The sequence below is a fragment of the Paenarthrobacter sp. JL.01a genome (genome assembly GCF_025452095.1).
Taxonomy (GTDB): Bacteria; Actinomycetota; Actinomycetes; order Actinomycetales; family Micrococcaceae; genus Arthrobacter.
This window is the reverse complement of sequence record NZ_CP104877.1, coordinates 3,239,313-3,254,530: the sequence shown is the minus strand read 5'-3', so window position 1 is coordinate 3,254,530 and position 15,218 is coordinate 3,239,313. Positions and strand designations below refer to the sequence as shown.

The 15,218-nt window shown below is 63.6% G+C and carries 12 protein-coding genes and 2 tRNA genes; 10 read left to right on the top strand and 4 right to left on the bottom strand.

What is annotated here, in order from left to right; genetic code table 11:
- Window positions 1–9: 9 nt before the first annotated feature.
- Genes N5P29_RS15315 through N5P29_RS15305 form a run of 3 tightly spaced genes read right to left on the bottom strand, consistent with a single transcriptional unit; the run spans window position 10 to window position 3,457 of the window.
- Complete coding sequence (locus N5P29_RS15315; RefSeq protein ID WP_262275674.1) at window positions 10–1,536, bottom strand: APC family permease; 1,527 nt, start codon at window positions 1,534–1,536, stop codon at window positions 10–12.
- A complete protein-coding gene (locus tag N5P29_RS15310) occupies window positions 1,533–2,738 on the bottom strand; it encodes a glutathionylspermidine synthase family protein (RefSeq protein WP_262275673.1) in 1,206 nt (401 codons plus the stop codon). The genes N5P29_RS15315 and N5P29_RS15310 overlap by 4 nt, the downstream gene beginning before the upstream one ends.
- A 2-nt stretch (window positions 2,739–2,740) precedes the next feature.
- A complete protein-coding gene (locus N5P29_RS15305) occupies window positions 2,741–3,457 on the bottom strand; it encodes a Tat pathway signal protein (protein WP_262275672.1) in 717 nt (238 codons plus the stop codon).
- 151 nt (window positions 3,458–3,608) lie between these two features.
- On the opposite strand from N5P29_RS15305, the gene N5P29_RS15300 reads away from it, so the two are divergent.
- The 9 genes from N5P29_RS15300 (at window position 3,609) to N5P29_RS15260 (ending at window position 12,464) form a co-directional block, all read left to right on the top strand.
- Window positions 3,609–5,132 (top strand): sensor histidine kinase, encoded by a 1,524-nt coding sequence (locus N5P29_RS15300; RefSeq protein WP_262275671.1) that lies wholly within the window; start codon window positions 3,609–3,611, stop codon window positions 5,130–5,132.
- The gene (locus tag N5P29_RS15295) at window positions 5,129–5,803 is read left to right on the top strand and encodes a response regulator (protein ID WP_262275670.1); all 675 of its coding nucleotides are present in this window, start codon (window positions 5,129–5,131) and stop codon (window positions 5,801–5,803) included. The genes N5P29_RS15300 and N5P29_RS15295 overlap by 4 nt, the downstream gene beginning before the upstream one ends.
- Before the next feature lie 32 nt (window positions 5,804–5,835).
- Window positions 5,836–6,492 carry an MOSC domain-containing protein gene (locus N5P29_RS15290; protein ID WP_262275669.1) on the top strand — a complete coding sequence of 219 codons (657 nt, stop codon included), beginning with the start codon at window positions 5,836–5,838 and terminating at the stop codon, window positions 6,490–6,492.
- A gap of 381 nt (window positions 6,493–6,873) precedes the next feature.
- Window positions 6,874–9,021 (top strand): DEAD/DEAH box helicase, encoded by a 2,148-nt coding sequence (locus N5P29_RS15285; protein WP_262275668.1) that lies wholly within the window; start codon window positions 6,874–6,876, stop codon window positions 9,019–9,021.
- 151 nt (window positions 9,022–9,172) lie between these two features.
- Window positions 9,173–9,730 (top strand): LysM peptidoglycan-binding domain-containing protein, encoded by a 558-nt coding sequence (locus N5P29_RS15280; RefSeq protein ID WP_262275667.1) that lies wholly within the window; start codon window positions 9,173–9,175, stop codon window positions 9,728–9,730.
- A gap of 118 nt (window positions 9,731–9,848) precedes the next feature.
- Window positions 9,849–9,920: transfer RNA gene (locus tag N5P29_RS15275), tRNA-Thr, on the top strand.
- 60 nt (window positions 9,921–9,980) lie between these two features.
- A tRNA-Met gene (locus tag N5P29_RS15270) sits at window positions 9,981–10,054 on the top strand.
- 62 nt (window positions 10,055–10,116) lie between these two features.
- A complete protein-coding gene (locus tag N5P29_RS15265; RefSeq protein WP_262275666.1) occupies window positions 10,117–10,773 on the top strand; it encodes an SDR family oxidoreductase in 657 nt (218 codons plus the stop codon).
- Window positions 10,774–10,892: 119 nt separating this feature from the next.
- Window positions 10,893–12,464: a Na+/H+ antiporter gene (locus tag N5P29_RS15260; RefSeq protein ID WP_262275665.1), complete on the top strand. Its 1,572-nt coding sequence runs from the start codon at window positions 10,893–10,895 to the stop codon at window positions 12,462–12,464.
- Between the two features lie 18 nt (window positions 12,465–12,482).
- Here N5P29_RS15260 and N5P29_RS15255 read toward each other — a convergent pair whose 3' ends face one another.
- Entirely contained in the window at window positions 12,483–13,700 is a 1,218-nt protein-coding gene (locus N5P29_RS15255) for an ROK family protein (RefSeq protein WP_262275664.1), read from the bottom strand.
- A 230-nt stretch (window positions 13,701–13,930) separates the two neighbouring features.
- Between N5P29_RS15255 and N5P29_RS15250 the strand changes: the two genes are divergently transcribed.
- Window positions 13,931–15,202, top strand: a complete 1,272-nt coding sequence (locus N5P29_RS15250; RefSeq protein ID WP_262275663.1) for an ABC transporter substrate-binding protein — start codon at window positions 13,931–13,933, stop codon at window positions 15,200–15,202.
- Window positions 15,203–15,218: the final 16 nt, after the last annotated feature.

Genomic DNA, 15,218 nt, shown 5'->3' with positions numbered 1-15,218 from the left:
GGACCCGGGCTACTCGCCGCGTACCACGCCGGCGTCGGCCCGTTCACCCGTGAAGTAGCCGCGGGTGGAAGGGGCGAAGCGGCATACGACAGCCAGGACCACGCCCAGGGCCAGCAGCACCACGCCACTGACAAACGCGCCACCGATGCCGAAGATCTGCGTATCGCCGTAGGACGGATCCCACATCTGGACCGCGGAGACGAAGAACGCCGCCGTCAGGGACAAGGCGCCCAGGAACGGCAGGATGCCCCGGAACCACAGATTGCGGGCGGACTCCCGGAGCGTCGCACGGAAGTACCAGACGCAGGAGAACCCGGTCAGGGCGTAGTAGAACGCGATGAACAGGCTGATGGCGCTGATTGAGTCCGAGAGCAGGTTTTCGCTGAGGAAGCTCATGGCCACGTAGTAGACCACTGCCACCACACCCATCACCTGGGTGGAGAATCCCGGCGTCATGAATCGTTCATGGACCTTGCCGAAGCGTGGCGGAAGGGCGCCGTGGACACCCATGGACAGCGTGCCACGTGCCGTCGGGAGGATGGTGGTCTGGGTGGAGGAGAGGACCGACGCCAGGACAGCTACAACAATCAGCCATCCCCATGGACCCAGCACAACATCCTTCATGGCCAGGAAGACATCATCCTGGTTGGCCTCGTTGCCGAGGCCGATTCCGTCGGTGCCGATCGTGGCGTACATCATCACCAGCAAGGCCACCGACACGTAGATTGCCACCAGCACCGAGGCGGAGATGACAGCACCACGGCCCGGGGTCTTTGCGGGGTTTTCGGTTTCTTCATTCAGCGCCAGACAGGTGTCCCAACCCCAGTAGATGAACAATGCCAGCAGCGCGCCGTGCACCACAGCACCCGGATCGGCAAAAGCACCGGCGGGATTGAACCACTCAAAGTCGAAGGCCTGGCCCTCGGGAGCTCCGCCTGCAATCCGGAAGATGATTGCCACGGCAAAAATGCCAAGGGAGATGTACTGGATGTACGTCAGGGTTCGTTGAACGTGTTCACCCAGCCTGATGCCCCGGTGGTTCACGTAGGTCATGAACACGATGAACAGCACGCCCGTGGCGGTCACCAGCCATTTGTTCTCCGTCAGGGAGCCGTCGCCAACCAGCAGCCAAAGGTACTTTCCAGCGATCTGGGCAAGGTTGGCCAGGACCACGATCCCGGCCAGGGCCACGCCCCAGCCGCCCAGCCAGCCTGCCCACGGCCCGAACGCTTTCCGTGCCCAGAAGAACGTGGTGCCGCAGTCCGGCATGGCGCTGTTGAGCTCACGGAATGCATAAGCGATGAACAGGACAGGAATGAAGCCAAGCACGAGGATCAGCGGGGTGTAATTGCCGTTTACCGCGACGATCAGTCCCAGCGTCGCGGCCAGGGAATAGACCGGTGCGGTGGATGCCAACCCCAGCATGACGGAGTCGCCAAGGTCCAGGATTCCGGCGCGGAGGCCTTTGGAAGGTACGACGGCGGTACGGTCGCCGCCCGCTGGGCCGCCACCCGGGGTCGAGGTTTCAGTGCTCATAGTGCAGCTCCATAGGAAGTAGCAGGGGGCGCGACGGGCGCGGGGGCGTCGATGGTGTTGGGGACGAAGCGGCAGAAGTAGTCCGTGATGGGGCCATCCGATTCGCGGATGCCGCAGCCGACTGATTCGCCGTCCACCACCCAGAGCCCGAGGACGGGGTGGTTTCCGTCAAAGTCGGGAAGCGGGTGGTACTGCTGGTAGCACCAGCCTTCGCGGCCGTAGCCTCCGGGCTGCGAGATGTCGATGCCGGGGGCATGGATGCGGATATTGTCGCCTTCACGGCCGTGCAGGGGCTTGGCCACCCATTCCTTCATCGGTCCGGGGTCCCCAAGGTAGGCGGGCAGCAGGTTCTCGTGGTTGGGGTAGAGGTGCCACAGCGCAGCCAGGAGGGCCTTGTTGGACAGCAGCATCTTCCAGGCCGGCTCCACCCAGCGAGGAGTATGCGCACGCTGCAGAAGACGGTGTCCGAAAGGCTCCTTCATCATCAATTCCCAGGGGTACAGCTTGAACATGGTGCTGATCATGAAGTTGTCCAGGTCAACGAACCGGTTCAGGTTCGGATCCCAGCCAATATCCGACATGTTGATGCCGATGGTGGTCCAGCCGCCCTGGCTGGCCACGTCCCGCATGTAGGCGGCCGTCATCCAATCCTCGCCGGATTCCTCCGCTTCGGAGTGGGCAACGTGCAGGGTGCTCATTCCGGTCCGGTACTGCAGCTTTTGCCACTGCCGGATCAGCGCCTCATGGATGCCGTTCCACTGGTCCTTTTCAGGAAAGACATCCTGCAACCAGAACCATTGCGCCACCGAGGCCTCGATCAGACCTGTGGGCGTATCGGCGTTGTATTCGAGCATTTTGGCCGGACCGCCGGCGCCGTCATAGATGAAGTCGAAACGGCCGTAGATGTCCATGTCCCCGGCCTGCAACGACTCGGCGGCCAGTTCAAGTGCCTGGCGTCCGATGCCGATATCGCCCATGGCGCCGGTGGCGAGATACTTCGCCGCCTCCAGGCACATGAGGTGCATGTTTTCGGCGGTCTCTTCGAGTTTTTCCACCTCGTCCATGTCGAACTCGTAATAGGCCGATTCGTTCCAGTACTCGATTTTCCGGCCGTCGGGCATGGTGGTGGTAGAAAAAACCAGGCCCTGCTCTTCGATCTTCTGCTTCCAGTCCGGCCGCGGCACGGAGGAGAGTCGCCGCACGCCTAGCCTCCCGAGCTTCCGCCGCTTTTGGAACTGCTGCCGAAGCCACCGCGGCTGACCGTGCCGCCCTTGGTGCTGTATCCCGTGGAGGACTTGGCGCCTTGAGGTACCGTCTTGGTCGCGCTGGGGAAGGCGCTGCGGTTCTGGCCGACGGCGGGCACGCTGGCGCCGCGGGAGTAGAAGTACCAGGCGTAAACGCCGGAACTCCGGCCTGCCGAGCTGCTGTTGTTGCACCGGTCATCGTCCACGCGCTCGCCGGTTTCTTCGTTGAAACAGACCTGGGCGTAGTCGGCCTCCTGTTCGTTGGAGGCCACGATGGCGGTGATCGTTCCCGCCAGGAGGGCTGTCACGCCCAGCCCCACCACAATGGTGCGGCGCTGGGAACGCTTCTTTTTCTTCGCTGCGGCAGCGGCTTCACGTTCGCGTTCACGCTCAAACGGGTCAACGACGGGCAGGGGCTTACCCGGTTCAGCCTGGCCGTTGGCCGCTGAAGCTCCGGCGGGCGCGGATGCATCGGCCGGGACCTTCTTGTTCCGGCTCCGCTTCCTGCTTTCCGTTGGACCGTCCTCGACCGGGGTAAACAACTCGGGATGGAGCTCAGGCTTGGGCACTTGCCAAGGAGGTGGTTTGGGCGCGTTGTTAGCCGCGTTCAAGCCATCGTTGTTGTCCCCGCCGCTGCCGTTGTTGCCGGCCGCGTCAGGGCTGTCTTTCGGGTCCATGTATATCCCCCTGGATAGACCGTGGTGTGCCCGGCGCCCCGCCGGACCAGAATGCTCAGAGCAAGCCTAGTCCTTGCACCCTCTGCAGGCACTTATCCCCGCGGCATGTGGGGAGAAGTGCCCATCACGGGAACCGTGCAAGGATGTAGCCATGGCGGCAACAGAGGCTCAGGGCAACGGTGATGAAGGCGCCCTGTTGAAGTTTCCGACGGTGCGTGGCATTGGCCGTGGCCGGGTCACGGCAGGGCTGGTCCTGGCGCTTCTGCTCCCGCCGGCGGTGGAAGTGACCGTTACGGTCCTGAACTTCCGCAACTTTTCGATGATCATGCTTCTCCAGCTTGCCGTGGCGGTAGCGGTGGCCGCCATCGGAGGTCTATGGCCTGCGGTGGTTGCGGCCGTGCTGGGAAGTTTCCTGCTGAACTATTTCTCGGCAGACCCGGTGGGGTCGTTGTCCATCGCCGATCCCACCACCTTGTTTACCTTGGTGGTTTTCCTGGCGGTGGCCTGTGGGGTGGCTTTGGCGGTGGGCCTGGCCAGCCGGAGGGCGCAGGAAGCGGCGAGGTCCGGGGCAGAGGCAACTGCGCTCAGTGAGCTTGCCCTTCGCATCCTGAGTTCGGATGGCAGCTTGGAGACGTTCCTTGAAAAGGTCCGTGGCAACCTCGGCATGGACGCAGTGACCCTCCTGGGTTCCTCAGGCACACGGACCGCCACCCAAGGCGCGCCCGCTGAATGGCGCGTCCTGGCCACCGCCGGCCCGAATCCGCCGGTGACGCACGCGGCCGCCGATCACGCCGCCGTCGTCGATCCCCACTACACGCTCCTGCTGCGCGGCGGTCCGTTGTCGCCCCACCACCAGCGGATGCTGGTGGCCTTCGGCGCGTTCGTGGTGGCTGTCAGGGAGCGGCAGCAGCTGGTCAAGAGCAGGCGTGACAATCTGAGGTTGTCGGAGGGGAACAAGATGCGGACCTCGATTCTTCGGGCGGTGTCCCATGATTTGCGGACGCCACTGGCTGGAATCAAGCTCGCTGTCAGCAGCCTTCGGCAGGAAGACGTGTCATTTCCCCCGGACGTTGAGCGGGAGTTGTTGGAGACCATCGAGGACTATGCGGACCGTTTGGACCACTTGGTGGACAACCTCCTGGACATGTCCCGCATCACCGCCGACGCCGTAAACCCGCTGCTGAGCGGGATTGTGTGGGCGGACGTGCTGCCCGATGCCTTGCAGGGCGTGCCACACGAGCGGCTGCGCAACGAACTGCCGCCCAACCTGCCCCCCGTGCAGGCGGATGCGGGAATGCTCGAGAGAGTTGTAGCGAATATTGTCGAAAACGCCATGAAATACGCCCCGGATTCGGACGTCGTACTGACAGCCCGGGCGGGCGAAGGCATCACCGTGCGGGAGCAGCCGGCCAGCGAACTGAGGATTGCGGACCACGGCAAGGGTGTTGGCCATGAGGAAGTCCTCACCATGTTCCAGCCGTTCCAGCGCTTCGGAGATTCGTCCGCAGCCTCAACTGCCGGTGGTACGGGAACAGGCGGCGGAGTCGGTTTGGGGCTGGCCGTCGCGAAGGGATTCACCGAGGCCATGGGCGGCCGCCTCGCAGCGGAGCCGACGCCGGGTGGAGGCTTGACTATGGTGGTCACCTTGCCGCTGTGGACCGGTGACCCGCTGTGACGCTGGTGCTGATCGTTGAGGACGAGGCCCGCATTGCCCGGGCCATGCAGGTGACCCTGCAGGCCCATGGGTACCAGGCCATGACCGTGGGTAACGGTGCCGACGCATTGAACGCGGCCGCGAAGCATCCGGTCAACATCGTGGTGCTGGACCTGGGCCTGCCGGACATCGACGGCGTGGAGATCATCCGCCGCATCCGCGGCTGGAGCAGCATGCCCATCATTGTCCTGTCCGCCCGGCATGCTTCGGAGGACAAAGTGGAAGCGCTCGACGCCGGTGCGGACGACTACGTGACCAAGCCATTCGGTTTGGATGAGCTGCTTGCGCGGCTGAGGGTGGCCTCACGCCGCGTGGGGGCCGGAGGGGAAGAACCCACGCTGGCAACCGCCGACTTCATTGTTGATCTTGCCGGGAAAAAGATCGTCAAGGACGGAGCCGAGGTCCGGCTGACGCCCACCGAATGGAACATCCTGGAGCTGCTGGTCCGGAACAAGGGCAAGCTGGTCAGCCAACAGCAGCTTCTCACCCAGGTCTGGGGGCAGGCCTATGCCAAGGAAACCCAGTACCTGCGGGTTTACATTGCCCAGTTGAGGCGGAAGTTGGAGCGGGATCCGGCGGAGCCGCGCCATCTGCATACGGAAGCGGGGATGGGCTACCGTTTTGATCCCTAGCCGTTCGCGGGTCCATCCGTAGACTGGTGCCCATGAACACCGCTTCCGTCCTTGCCGTGTGCCGCGTCCACCAGTTGCTTCCCGACCCCGTGGGAAGCGTGGGCGTTACCGCCATTGACAAACGCCCTGTCGAGGGACCGGTCAAGGTCCACAAACTGGGCATCCATGGGGATGTGCAGGCCAGCCGGGTGCACCACGGCGGAGAAGACCAGGCCGTTTACGCCTATTCACAGGAAGACGCTGATTACTGGTCCAACGAGTTGCAGCGGGACCTTCCGGCGGGCATCTTCGGCGAGAACCTGCGGGTGGCCGGCATTGACCCCACAGGTGCCGTTATCGGCGAGCGGTGGAAGATTGGTCTTGACGTCGAACTTGAGGTGACCTCGCCCCGAACCCCTTGCGCCACGTTCCAGCGCGTACTGGGGGAGCCAACGTGGGTCAAGCGCTTTTCCGACGCCGGTCGGGTTGGTTCCTACCTGCGCGTGATCAAGCCGGGCAGTATCTCGGCCGGCGACCACATCCACCGCACCTTCGTGCCCAAGCACGGCGTCACCGTGGCCCAGTGGTTCAGTGAGCCCACCCCGGACCTGGTGCAAATCCTGCTTGATGCCGAAGCGGACGGAGAGATCCGCCTCCAGGAGGATTACCACCGCGAGTTCGACAAAGTGCTGCGAAGGAGCGGACTCTAGCAGCTCACCGGGCCGGTGTGAACAAGCTCACCCGGTGGTCGCGGGGTCTTAACTCGCGGTGAGGCTGCCGCGTGCCCTACACTTGAAACATCCCCCACTCCGGAATTCCCTTTATCCTGCCCAATTCTTGAGGCAGGACTGGTAAGTGTTGGGGCCCGCAAATGTGTGCGGGCATTTTCATAGGGAGAGCCGGCTAAAGAAAACGCTGTACAGACTGCTGGGATAGCAGCCAAGAGATGCAGCGGGAAGTCCTGCCATGGGATTGCGACAGCGCCGGACTTCTTGCGGAAGCAGGGCACCATTTCCTGTTTTTCGCGACGAGTACTGCGGCCAGCCCAACCGGGTCGCGCCGACTGCCCTATGGATGAGGAATTTCTCCCTATGACCGAAAATCTCAACGAAAACTTCGACGCGCAGAACGCTGAGTCTGCTGAAGCAGCCGCTCCCGCCGAAGCTGAAGCACCGGCTGCTGCCGCTGCCCCCGTCGAGACTGCCGCAGCTGAGTCTGCAGCCCCCGCCTTCACCGAAGCTCCTGCCCCCAAGGCAGAAGAAGAGGAAGAAGAAGGCATCAAGTTCGTCGATCTTGGCATCGACGGCCGTGTTCTGGCCGCCCTTCAGGATGTTGGCTACGAGAAGCCCTCGCCCATCCAGGCCGCCACCATCCCGCTCCTGCTTGAAGGCCGCGACGTCGTTGGCCTGGCCCAGACCGGTACCGGCAAGACCGCAGCTTTCGCTGTTCCGGCCCTGTCCCGCCTGGCTGAGCTTCACGACCTCAACGGCCCCTCCCGCAAGACCCAGGCCCTGGTCCTGGCTCCGACGCGTGAACTGGCCCTGCAGGTTGCAGAGGCGTTCACCTCCTACGCCAAGCACATTGACGACTTCACTGTCCTGCCGGTCTACGGTGGCTCGGCCTACGGCCCGCAGCTCGCCGGCCTGCGCCGCGGTGCTCAGGTTGTTGTCGGTACCCCCGGCCGCGTGATCGACCACATCGCCAAGGGCTCCCTGGACCTCTCCGAGCTCCAGTACCTGGTCCTGGACGAAGCTGACGAGATGCTGCGCATGGGCTTCGCCGATGACGTGGAGCAGATCTTCCAGCAGACTCCGGACACCCGCCAGGTTGCTCTGTTCTCTGCCACCATGCCCGGCCAGATCCGCCGCATGTCCAAGCAGTACCTGAATAACCCTGCCGAGATTTCCGTGAAGTCCAAGACCTCCACGGGCACCAACATCCGCCAGCGTTACCTCCAGGTCATGGGCCCCCACAAGCTGGATGCCCTGACCCGCATCCTCGAGGTTGAAGAGTTCGACGGCGTTATCGCCTTCGTGCGGACCAAGATGGCTACCGAGGACCTTGCCGACAAGCTGAAGTCCCGCGGCTTCCAGGCCGCAGCCATCAACGGTGACATCCCGCAGCAGCAGCGTGAACGCACTGTGGACGCACTCAAGGAAGGCCGGATCGACATCCTTGTGGCCACCGACGTCGCCGCCCGCGGTCTTGACGTTGAGCGCATCAGCCACGTGATCAACTACGACATTCCGCACGACACCGAGTCCTACGTCCACCGCATCGGCCGCACCGGCCGTGCAGGCCGTAACGGCGACGCCGTGCTGTTCATGACGCCGCGCGAGAAGTACTTGCTCCGTGCCATCGAGAAGGCCACGCGCCAGCCGGTGGAGCAGATGCACCTTCCTACGGCCGAGACCGTCAACTCGTTGCGCCTGGGCAAGTTTGCCGAGCGCATCACGGAGACCCTCGAGTCCGAGGACGTGGCCATGTTCCGCGACCTCATTGCTTCCTACGAGGAAGAGCACAAGGTCCCGGCTGCCGAGATCGCTGCGGCGCTTGCCGTCATGGCCCAGGGCGGACAGCCCTTGTTGGTCAAGGAACTGCCCGCAGCTCCGGAGTACCAGAAGCGTGAGCGCTCCAAGGACGGCTTCGGTTCCCGTGGCCCGACCCGTGCGCTGACCGAGGGCAACGCCACCTACCGGATCGCCGTCGGACGCCGCCAGCGCGTCATGCCCGGTTCCATCGTGGGTGCCATTGCCAACGAAGGCGGTATCTCCTCCGCACAGATCGGCGGAATCGACATCCGCTCGGACCACTCCCTGGTTGAGCTCCCGGCGGACCTGAGCCCCGAGCAGCTGCGTGCACTGTCCCGTACCCGCATCGGCGGCGAGCTGATCCACCTTGAGCTGGACAACGGCCGCAGGCCCAACAGCGAGCGTGGCGGCTACTCCGGCGGCGGACGCGGCGGCTACGGCGACCGCGACAACCGCGGTGGCGGCAACTTCAAGGGCAACGGCGGATTCAAGAAGGAGTTCCGCAAGTCCGACGGCGAGCGTTCCTCCGCTGACCGTGGTGGCCGCTCGTACAGCGACCGCGCCGAGCGCACCTCCGGTAGCTACGGCGACCGCGATCGTGGCCAGGCAAGCGGCTCGCGCTACGGCGGACACGGTGACGGTGCCCGCAAGCCCCGCACGGGCGGCGAAGGCAGCAACCGCGACTTCAACCGCAAGGGCAAGTGGTAAACACTGCCAGGTGGCAACACTGCCAAGTGGTAAACACTAAGTAGTTCCCGTCAAGGGGCCGGCTTTCGAGCCGGCCCCTTGCGGCGTTAACGGGGTTACATGTGCTGCTGACGCGCCGTACGATCAAGGTGCCGGACGAAGGTACCGGCACGTGAACGCCGCGCTGAACAGGGGAGTGTGCTCCATGGGTTTGCTGGATAACTTGAAGAAGAACCTTGGCTTTGGAGATAAGCGCGGCCACGAGCCGCAGCACGAGGCACAGCACGACGACGGCGGGACGCGCGGTAGCGGTGCGCCGGAGCCGCTGGAGGACCGCACGGCGGTGACGCAGGCCGAGGAGGATGCTGCCGCCGTCGCGGTTTCAGCAGCGGACACGTCCGCGGCCGAAGCTGCCGCGGCACAAGCGGCGCGGCAACAGGCCGCAGCAGACGTCGCAGCGGCCGAGGAAGCCTCGCGGGAGGGCTTGGAGCCTGAGGCCCCGGAAGTCCAGCCCCAGGCGCAGGAGGCAGCTGTAGAGGCGGCTGCAGCGACGGGGCAGCCCGGACCAGTGGCGCCGCGTGTCACGGAGGTCGTTGTGGAGCAGGGGGACACCATGAGCGGCATCGCCGCGCAGTTCGGAGTGGACCTCGGCGCCTTGATCGCCACCAACGCAGACACCGTCCCCAACCCCGATCAGATCTACCCCGGACAGGTGCTGCGCCTGCCCTGATTTTCTCCGTTCGTAGATCAGGTAAACAGCTGTTTTGCAAATTGTGTCGGGGCCATTTTTCCCTTTGGATTCGCCGATTTGTAGCTTCTGAAAACGTCCGGTAGAGTATTTACTCGTTGCCCCCCTAGCTCAGTGGTAGAGCGCGTTCTTGGTAAGAACGAGGTCACCGGATCGATTCCGGTGGGGGGCTCTGGATGAGGGCCTGCGTCAAGGCGGTTTTGACCGGCTGACGCAGGCTTTTCTCATCCGTGGCGGTGTAGCTCAGTTGGTTAGAGCGCACGACTCATAATCGTGAGGTCGGGAGATCGAGCCTCCCCACCGCTACAGAGCAAGACCCCGCAGATATTGTCTGCGGGGTTTTTTGTTTTCTGGGACAGAATGGGTCCATGAGCCGAATCGCGATTATTGGCGGCCACGGGAAAGTGGCCCTGCATCTGTCCCGGATTCTTAGTGGTGAAGGTCACGACGTCACGTCCTTCATCCGAAATCCCGACCATGTGGCGGATGTCACGGGTACGGGCGCCTCCGCGGAGGTCCTTGACGTTGAACATTCGACGACGACGGAACTCGCCCAGGCGTTGAAGGGCCACGATGCCGTGGTCTGGTCCGCGGGGGCCGGCGGGGGCAACCCCGCAAGGACCTATGCCGTGGACCGCGACGCTGCCATCCGCTCCATGGACGCTGCCGGGGAGGCTGGTGTGAAGAGATACGTCATGGTGTCCTACATCGGCGCTTCCACGGAACACGGCGTTCCCGAGGACCACCCCTTCTTTGCCTACGCGGAATCCAAGGCGGCAGCCGACGACTACCTGCGCGGCACCAACCTCGACTGGACTGTGCTGGGTCCAGGGAGCCTCACCGATGAGCCGGCCACGGGACTGATCGAGCTGCATCCCGCGAACCCCGATGATGGCACGCAGACCTCCCGCGCCAACGTTGCCCTGGTTGCCGCCGCCGTCCTGGAGCTGCCCGAAACCATTGGCAAGACCATCCCGTTCAAGGATGGCACCGAGGACGTGGTGGACGCCCTGACGAAGGAGTGACGGGACCCGTGGAGTGACGGGACCCGTGGGGATGTGTCGGTGCCTCGGGATATGTTTGTAGGGAACTTTTCCGGTCGCGCCCGGGGAAGTGGCCGTACAACATCTGGGGAAGCAGGAACATGGATCAGCTGGCGCTCATAATCGGGTTGCTGCTTGCAACAGTCTTCGCGGTTGGTTTGGGGGACCGGCTCCGTCTGCCGTATCCGGTCCTCATGCTGCTGCTGGCCGTTGCCCTGACCTTCATTCCCGGCTTTCCCGAGTTCGAGATTTCCCCGGAACTGATCCTGCCGATCTTCCTGCCGCCGTTGCTCTTCGCCACCGCCCAGAAGAGTTCCTGGGCGGTTTTCCGGGTTCGGTGGCGGACCTTGCTGTTGATGGCCGTGGCCTTGGTGGTGGTCACCACCGCCGCGGTGGCAGGGGCCGCCTGGCTGATGATTCCAAGCATTGGTATCCCTGCCGCGATCGCCCTGGGAGCCATGGTGGCCCCGCCGGATCCCGTCGCGGTGGAGTCCGTTGCAGGCCGGGTGCACATGCCGCGCCGGCTCATCACTGTCCTTCAAAGTGAAGGCCTCTTCAACGACGCCGCTGCCATCGTGATCTTCCAGGCCGCCGTCGCAGCCACCATGTCCGGCAAGGAAGTGGGCCCCGAGGTCATCCCCCAGTTCGTGCTGGGTGCGGCGCTGGCCGTGGTGATCGGCATCGCGATGGGTTGGCTGACCAAATTCATTACCAAGCTGGTCACGTCCATGGTGGCACGCAGCGCAGTCACCCTGGTGGTTCCTTTTGCTGCCTACATCCTCGCCGAAGAGCTGCACGCCTCAGGCGTGGTCGCCGTCGTCGTTACTGCCTTGGAACTGCAGCGCCACGCCCGTCCCCAGGACGCTGCCGAACGCGTTACGCGGACGGCGTTCTGGGACGTGGTGGAGTTGCTCGCCACCGGCCTGGCTTTCGGCCTGGTGGGGCTTGAGATCCGGCAGGTGATCAGGGACGAAGGCACTGCCATCTTCGGAATGGTCGGTATGGCCGTGGTGATCTGCGTCCTGGTATTCGTGGTGCGGTACCTGTGGCTTGGGCTGCTTGCGTTGACGGCCCGACGGCGGCGCAACCTTCTGCAGCCCACCTCGCCCAAAGAAGTACTCATCCTCACGTGGTGCGGAATGCGCGGCCTCGCCACGTTGGCTCTCGCGTTGGCGCTTCCTTTGACGTTGCCCGATGGCAGCGATTTCCCGGCAAGGCACGAAATCCTGGTTATTTCCTGTGCTGTATTGCTGGCCACCCTGGTTCTTCCGGGGTTGACCCTGCCCTGGTTGATGCGGGTGCTGGACGCTACCGAGGACGGCTCGCATGAGAAGGATGCTGCCCGGCTCCTGGCCAAGCGGGCCCAGACGGCGGCGGTTGCTGCCCTGAAGGACCACGACCTGATGAAGGAGCTTCCTCCGGAGAAGGTGGCGCTGGTCAAGGAGAAGATGCGCCGGCTGCACGCCGAGCTGCTCGATGGCACCCTGAAGAACGAGTCTGCCAAGGAAAAACGCGAGCGGGGCCGGGAATTGGCCATCACTGTCCAGACCATCGCCTTGGATGCGGCACGGATGGAAGTGGTCCAGGCCCGGAATGAGCCGGGGACCGATCCCGAAGTGGCGGACCGGGTCCTGCGCCAGCTGGACCTGCGGACCATGTCCATGCCGGAGTAGTTGGCGCTTGGCCCAGGCTCAGGAAGCCCGGTTGGTCCGCGACGAGGGGGAGAGGTCCAATGCGTGCTCTTCGACGTAGTCCAGGGCGTGCCGGATCGCTCCGAGGGAAACGATTCCGTCACCCACAATCGAGGTTGCCAGCCTCGGGGGAGTGAAAGTGAACTCCGGAAGGTGCTTGGCGATGCCGGGCAGCAGCATTTCGGCGGAGGCGGCAACTCCTCCGGCGATCACCACGAGCTCAGGATTGACCAAGGTGCTGATGGCGCCAATCACCCTGGCCATGCGGAGGGCGACGCTCTCCAGCGCTTTCCTGGAGGCAGCGTCACCTTCGGCAGCAGCGGTGAAGACCATTTCGGCGGTCAGGGCATCGGGATTGCCGCCGCAGAGCGCCCGCAGCTTCGTAGCACCCTGCTTCTTCAAAGCTTCCCGTCCCGCCGCGTTGGCTTCGTAGGCGATGCCGTAGGTGCTCCCCACACCTTCGACGTTGTTGAGGAACCCCAGTTCGCCGAATCCGCCCAGCTGGCCGTGCAGCAGGCGTCCGGATTCGAGGATGCCGGAGCCCAGGCGGTCGCCGGCCAGCATGACCACCAGGTTGTCTACACCCTTGGCCGTACCTCGCCAGCGTTCTGCAAGGGCCGCGAGGTTGGCATCGTTTTCCAGCAGGACGTGCCAGCCGTGCCGTTCCGAGACGATCCGGCGGACATCAAAGGACTTCCAGAACTCCTGGACGGTGAGGACTTCGCCCTCCCGGGTGACGGGCGCGGCTACGCCTACGGATACCGCCAGCACCGAGCCGGCGGGAACTCCGGCCTGTTCGAGCGCTTCAGCGGCAATCTTGTCCAGCACGTCGGCGCGCTCGGCCGCTGAGACGTTGTAGGTCCGGAAGGGCATGGTGACCTGGGACAGGGGAGTCCCTGCCATGTCGGCAACGATTGCGGTGATCTTATTGACGCCGATGTCGATCCCCAGCACGCTTGCAGCGCCGTCGTCGAAAACAAACCTGCGGGCGGGCCTGCCCTTGATGTAGTCGCCTGCGCCGCGCTGGTTCTCGAGCTCCTGCAGCCAGCCGAGGCGGACCAGTTCGTCGCAGATGGAGATGACCGTGGCCCGGGACAAGCCTGTCATGGTCATGAGCTCCGTGCCTGTGACGACGCCGGCTCCGCGCATGGCCTTGAGCATGGCTCCGGCATTGAGCCGGCGTACCAGCTGTGTGGACGGCGCGGTTCCACTCATCATGCAGTGCTCCCAACTTTCCGGACGAGGCGATTTAAGCACTCATCGACCGCTCTAAATTTAGTACATAAATTTATACTTTGCCTTGTTACGCCTGCTGGCTTGACCATGTGGCGACGCTCACAGAATACTTATGGCAGATAATAAATTTATCTCCTATCTAAACTCCTGGGTGATGTAGCGCGCCATCATCCGACGCATGCGGCAGAGGGGCCGCACGACGAAAGGACTACGTGTCTGTGAATTTGACACGCAAGAAACGCATGGCAGCAATGGGCCTCGGATTGGCATTGCTCGCAGGACTGCTCTCGGGATGTTCCGGGGATCAGGGAAAAGAGACCATCCGCTTCACTTTCAGCAAGCGGGAGGCGATCGGCTTCATGACCAAGCTGGTGGCCGACTACAACGCATCGCAGGACCATACGGAAGTCGTGCTTGATACCTCCGGTGTTGACGTTGTGTCTGCCAGCTTCGTTCGGGGAAACCCGCCGGACATCGCCCTGGCCAACTACAACATGGAGACCTCACGGTTTATCCAACGGGGAGTCCTGAGCGACTTGTCGGACACCGGGGCAGCCTCCCGCATCCGCGAAGACCTCCAGCCGCTGATGGACCAGTACGGTTCCTATCCGGGCCGGACCAGCGCCTTGCCGTACTCGATCATGGCGTCCTCAGTGATCTACAACAAGGAGATCTTCGCTGCCAACAACATCGAGGTTCCCCGCACCTGGAGCGAATTGATCGCTGCCTGCGACAAGCTCAAAGTGGCCGGAGTGACGCCTTTCTACGCAACCTGGAAAGACGACTGGACCATCGCCCAAGGATGGTTCGATTACTCGGTAGGCGGCCAAGTGGACACCCTCGGCTTCTTCGACAAGCTGGCCTCCGAAGGGACGGCCGTGGGACCGGAATCCCAGGCCTCGTTCCAAAAGGACTTCGGCCAGCCGGTGGAAAAGATGCTGACGCTGGCTAAGAACTACGTCAACAAAGACGCCGCGAGCCGCGCCTACGGAGACGGCAACCTCGCTTTCTCGCAGGGCAAGGCCGCCATGTACCTGCAGGGTCCGTGGGCCTTCAGCGAAGTTGCCAAGACTGCGCCGGACTTGAAGCTCGGTACTTTCCCACTGCCCATGACGGAAAATCCGGAAGACCTGCGCGTGCGGGTCAACGTGGACCTCGCCGCCTGGATTCCGGAGGCGTCCAAGCACAAGGACGCGGCCCATGAATTCCTCGAATACCTCTACAGGCCCGAAGTGATCGAGGCCTACAACGCATCGCAGCTGGGATTCACCCCCACCAAGGATGCAAGCGGAGCCCCCGACCCCAGGGTCGAGGGAATGGCCAAGTACTACAACAACGCCCAGGTATACCAGGGGCCGTCCGTGCTGGTTCCCAAGACGATCCCCATCATGAACTACACGCAGGCGCTCGTGTTTGGAGCCGACGCCACAACCACCCTCCGCACACTCGACGCAGACTGGGCACGCCTGGCCTTCCGCCAGTAGCGCAGACAGGGAGCCA

Excerpts from the sequence above, each read along its gene's own strand:
- N5P29_RS15315 (WP_262275674.1), bottom strand. The coding sequence starts at position 1,536 with ATGAGCACTGAAACCTCGACCCCGGGTGGCGGCCCAGCGGGCGGCGAC.
- N5P29_RS15305 (WP_262275672.1), bottom strand. The coding sequence starts at position 3,457 with ATGGACCCGAAAGACAGCCCTGACGCGGCCGGCAACAACGGCAGCGGC.
- N5P29_RS15300 (WP_262275671.1), top strand. The coding sequence starts at position 3,609 with ATGGCGGCAACAGAGGCTCAGGGCAACGGTGATGAAGGCGCCCTGTTG.
- N5P29_RS15290 (WP_262275669.1), top strand. The coding sequence starts at position 5,836 with ATGAACACCGCTTCCGTCCTTGCCGTGTGCCGCGTCCACCAGTTGCTT.
- N5P29_RS15285 (WP_262275668.1), top strand. The coding sequence starts at position 6,874 with ATGACCGAAAATCTCAACGAAAACTTCGACGCGCAGAACGCTGAGTCT.
- N5P29_RS15265 (WP_262275666.1), top strand. The coding sequence starts at position 10,117 with ATGAGCCGAATCGCGATTATTGGCGGCCACGGGAAAGTGGCCCTGCAT.
- N5P29_RS15260 (WP_262275665.1), top strand. The coding sequence starts at position 10,893 with ATGGATCAGCTGGCGCTCATAATCGGGTTGCTGCTTGCAACAGTCTTC.
- N5P29_RS15255 (WP_262275664.1), bottom strand. The coding sequence starts at position 13,700 with ATGATGAGTGGAACCGCGCCGTCCACACAGCTGGTACGCCGGCTCAAT.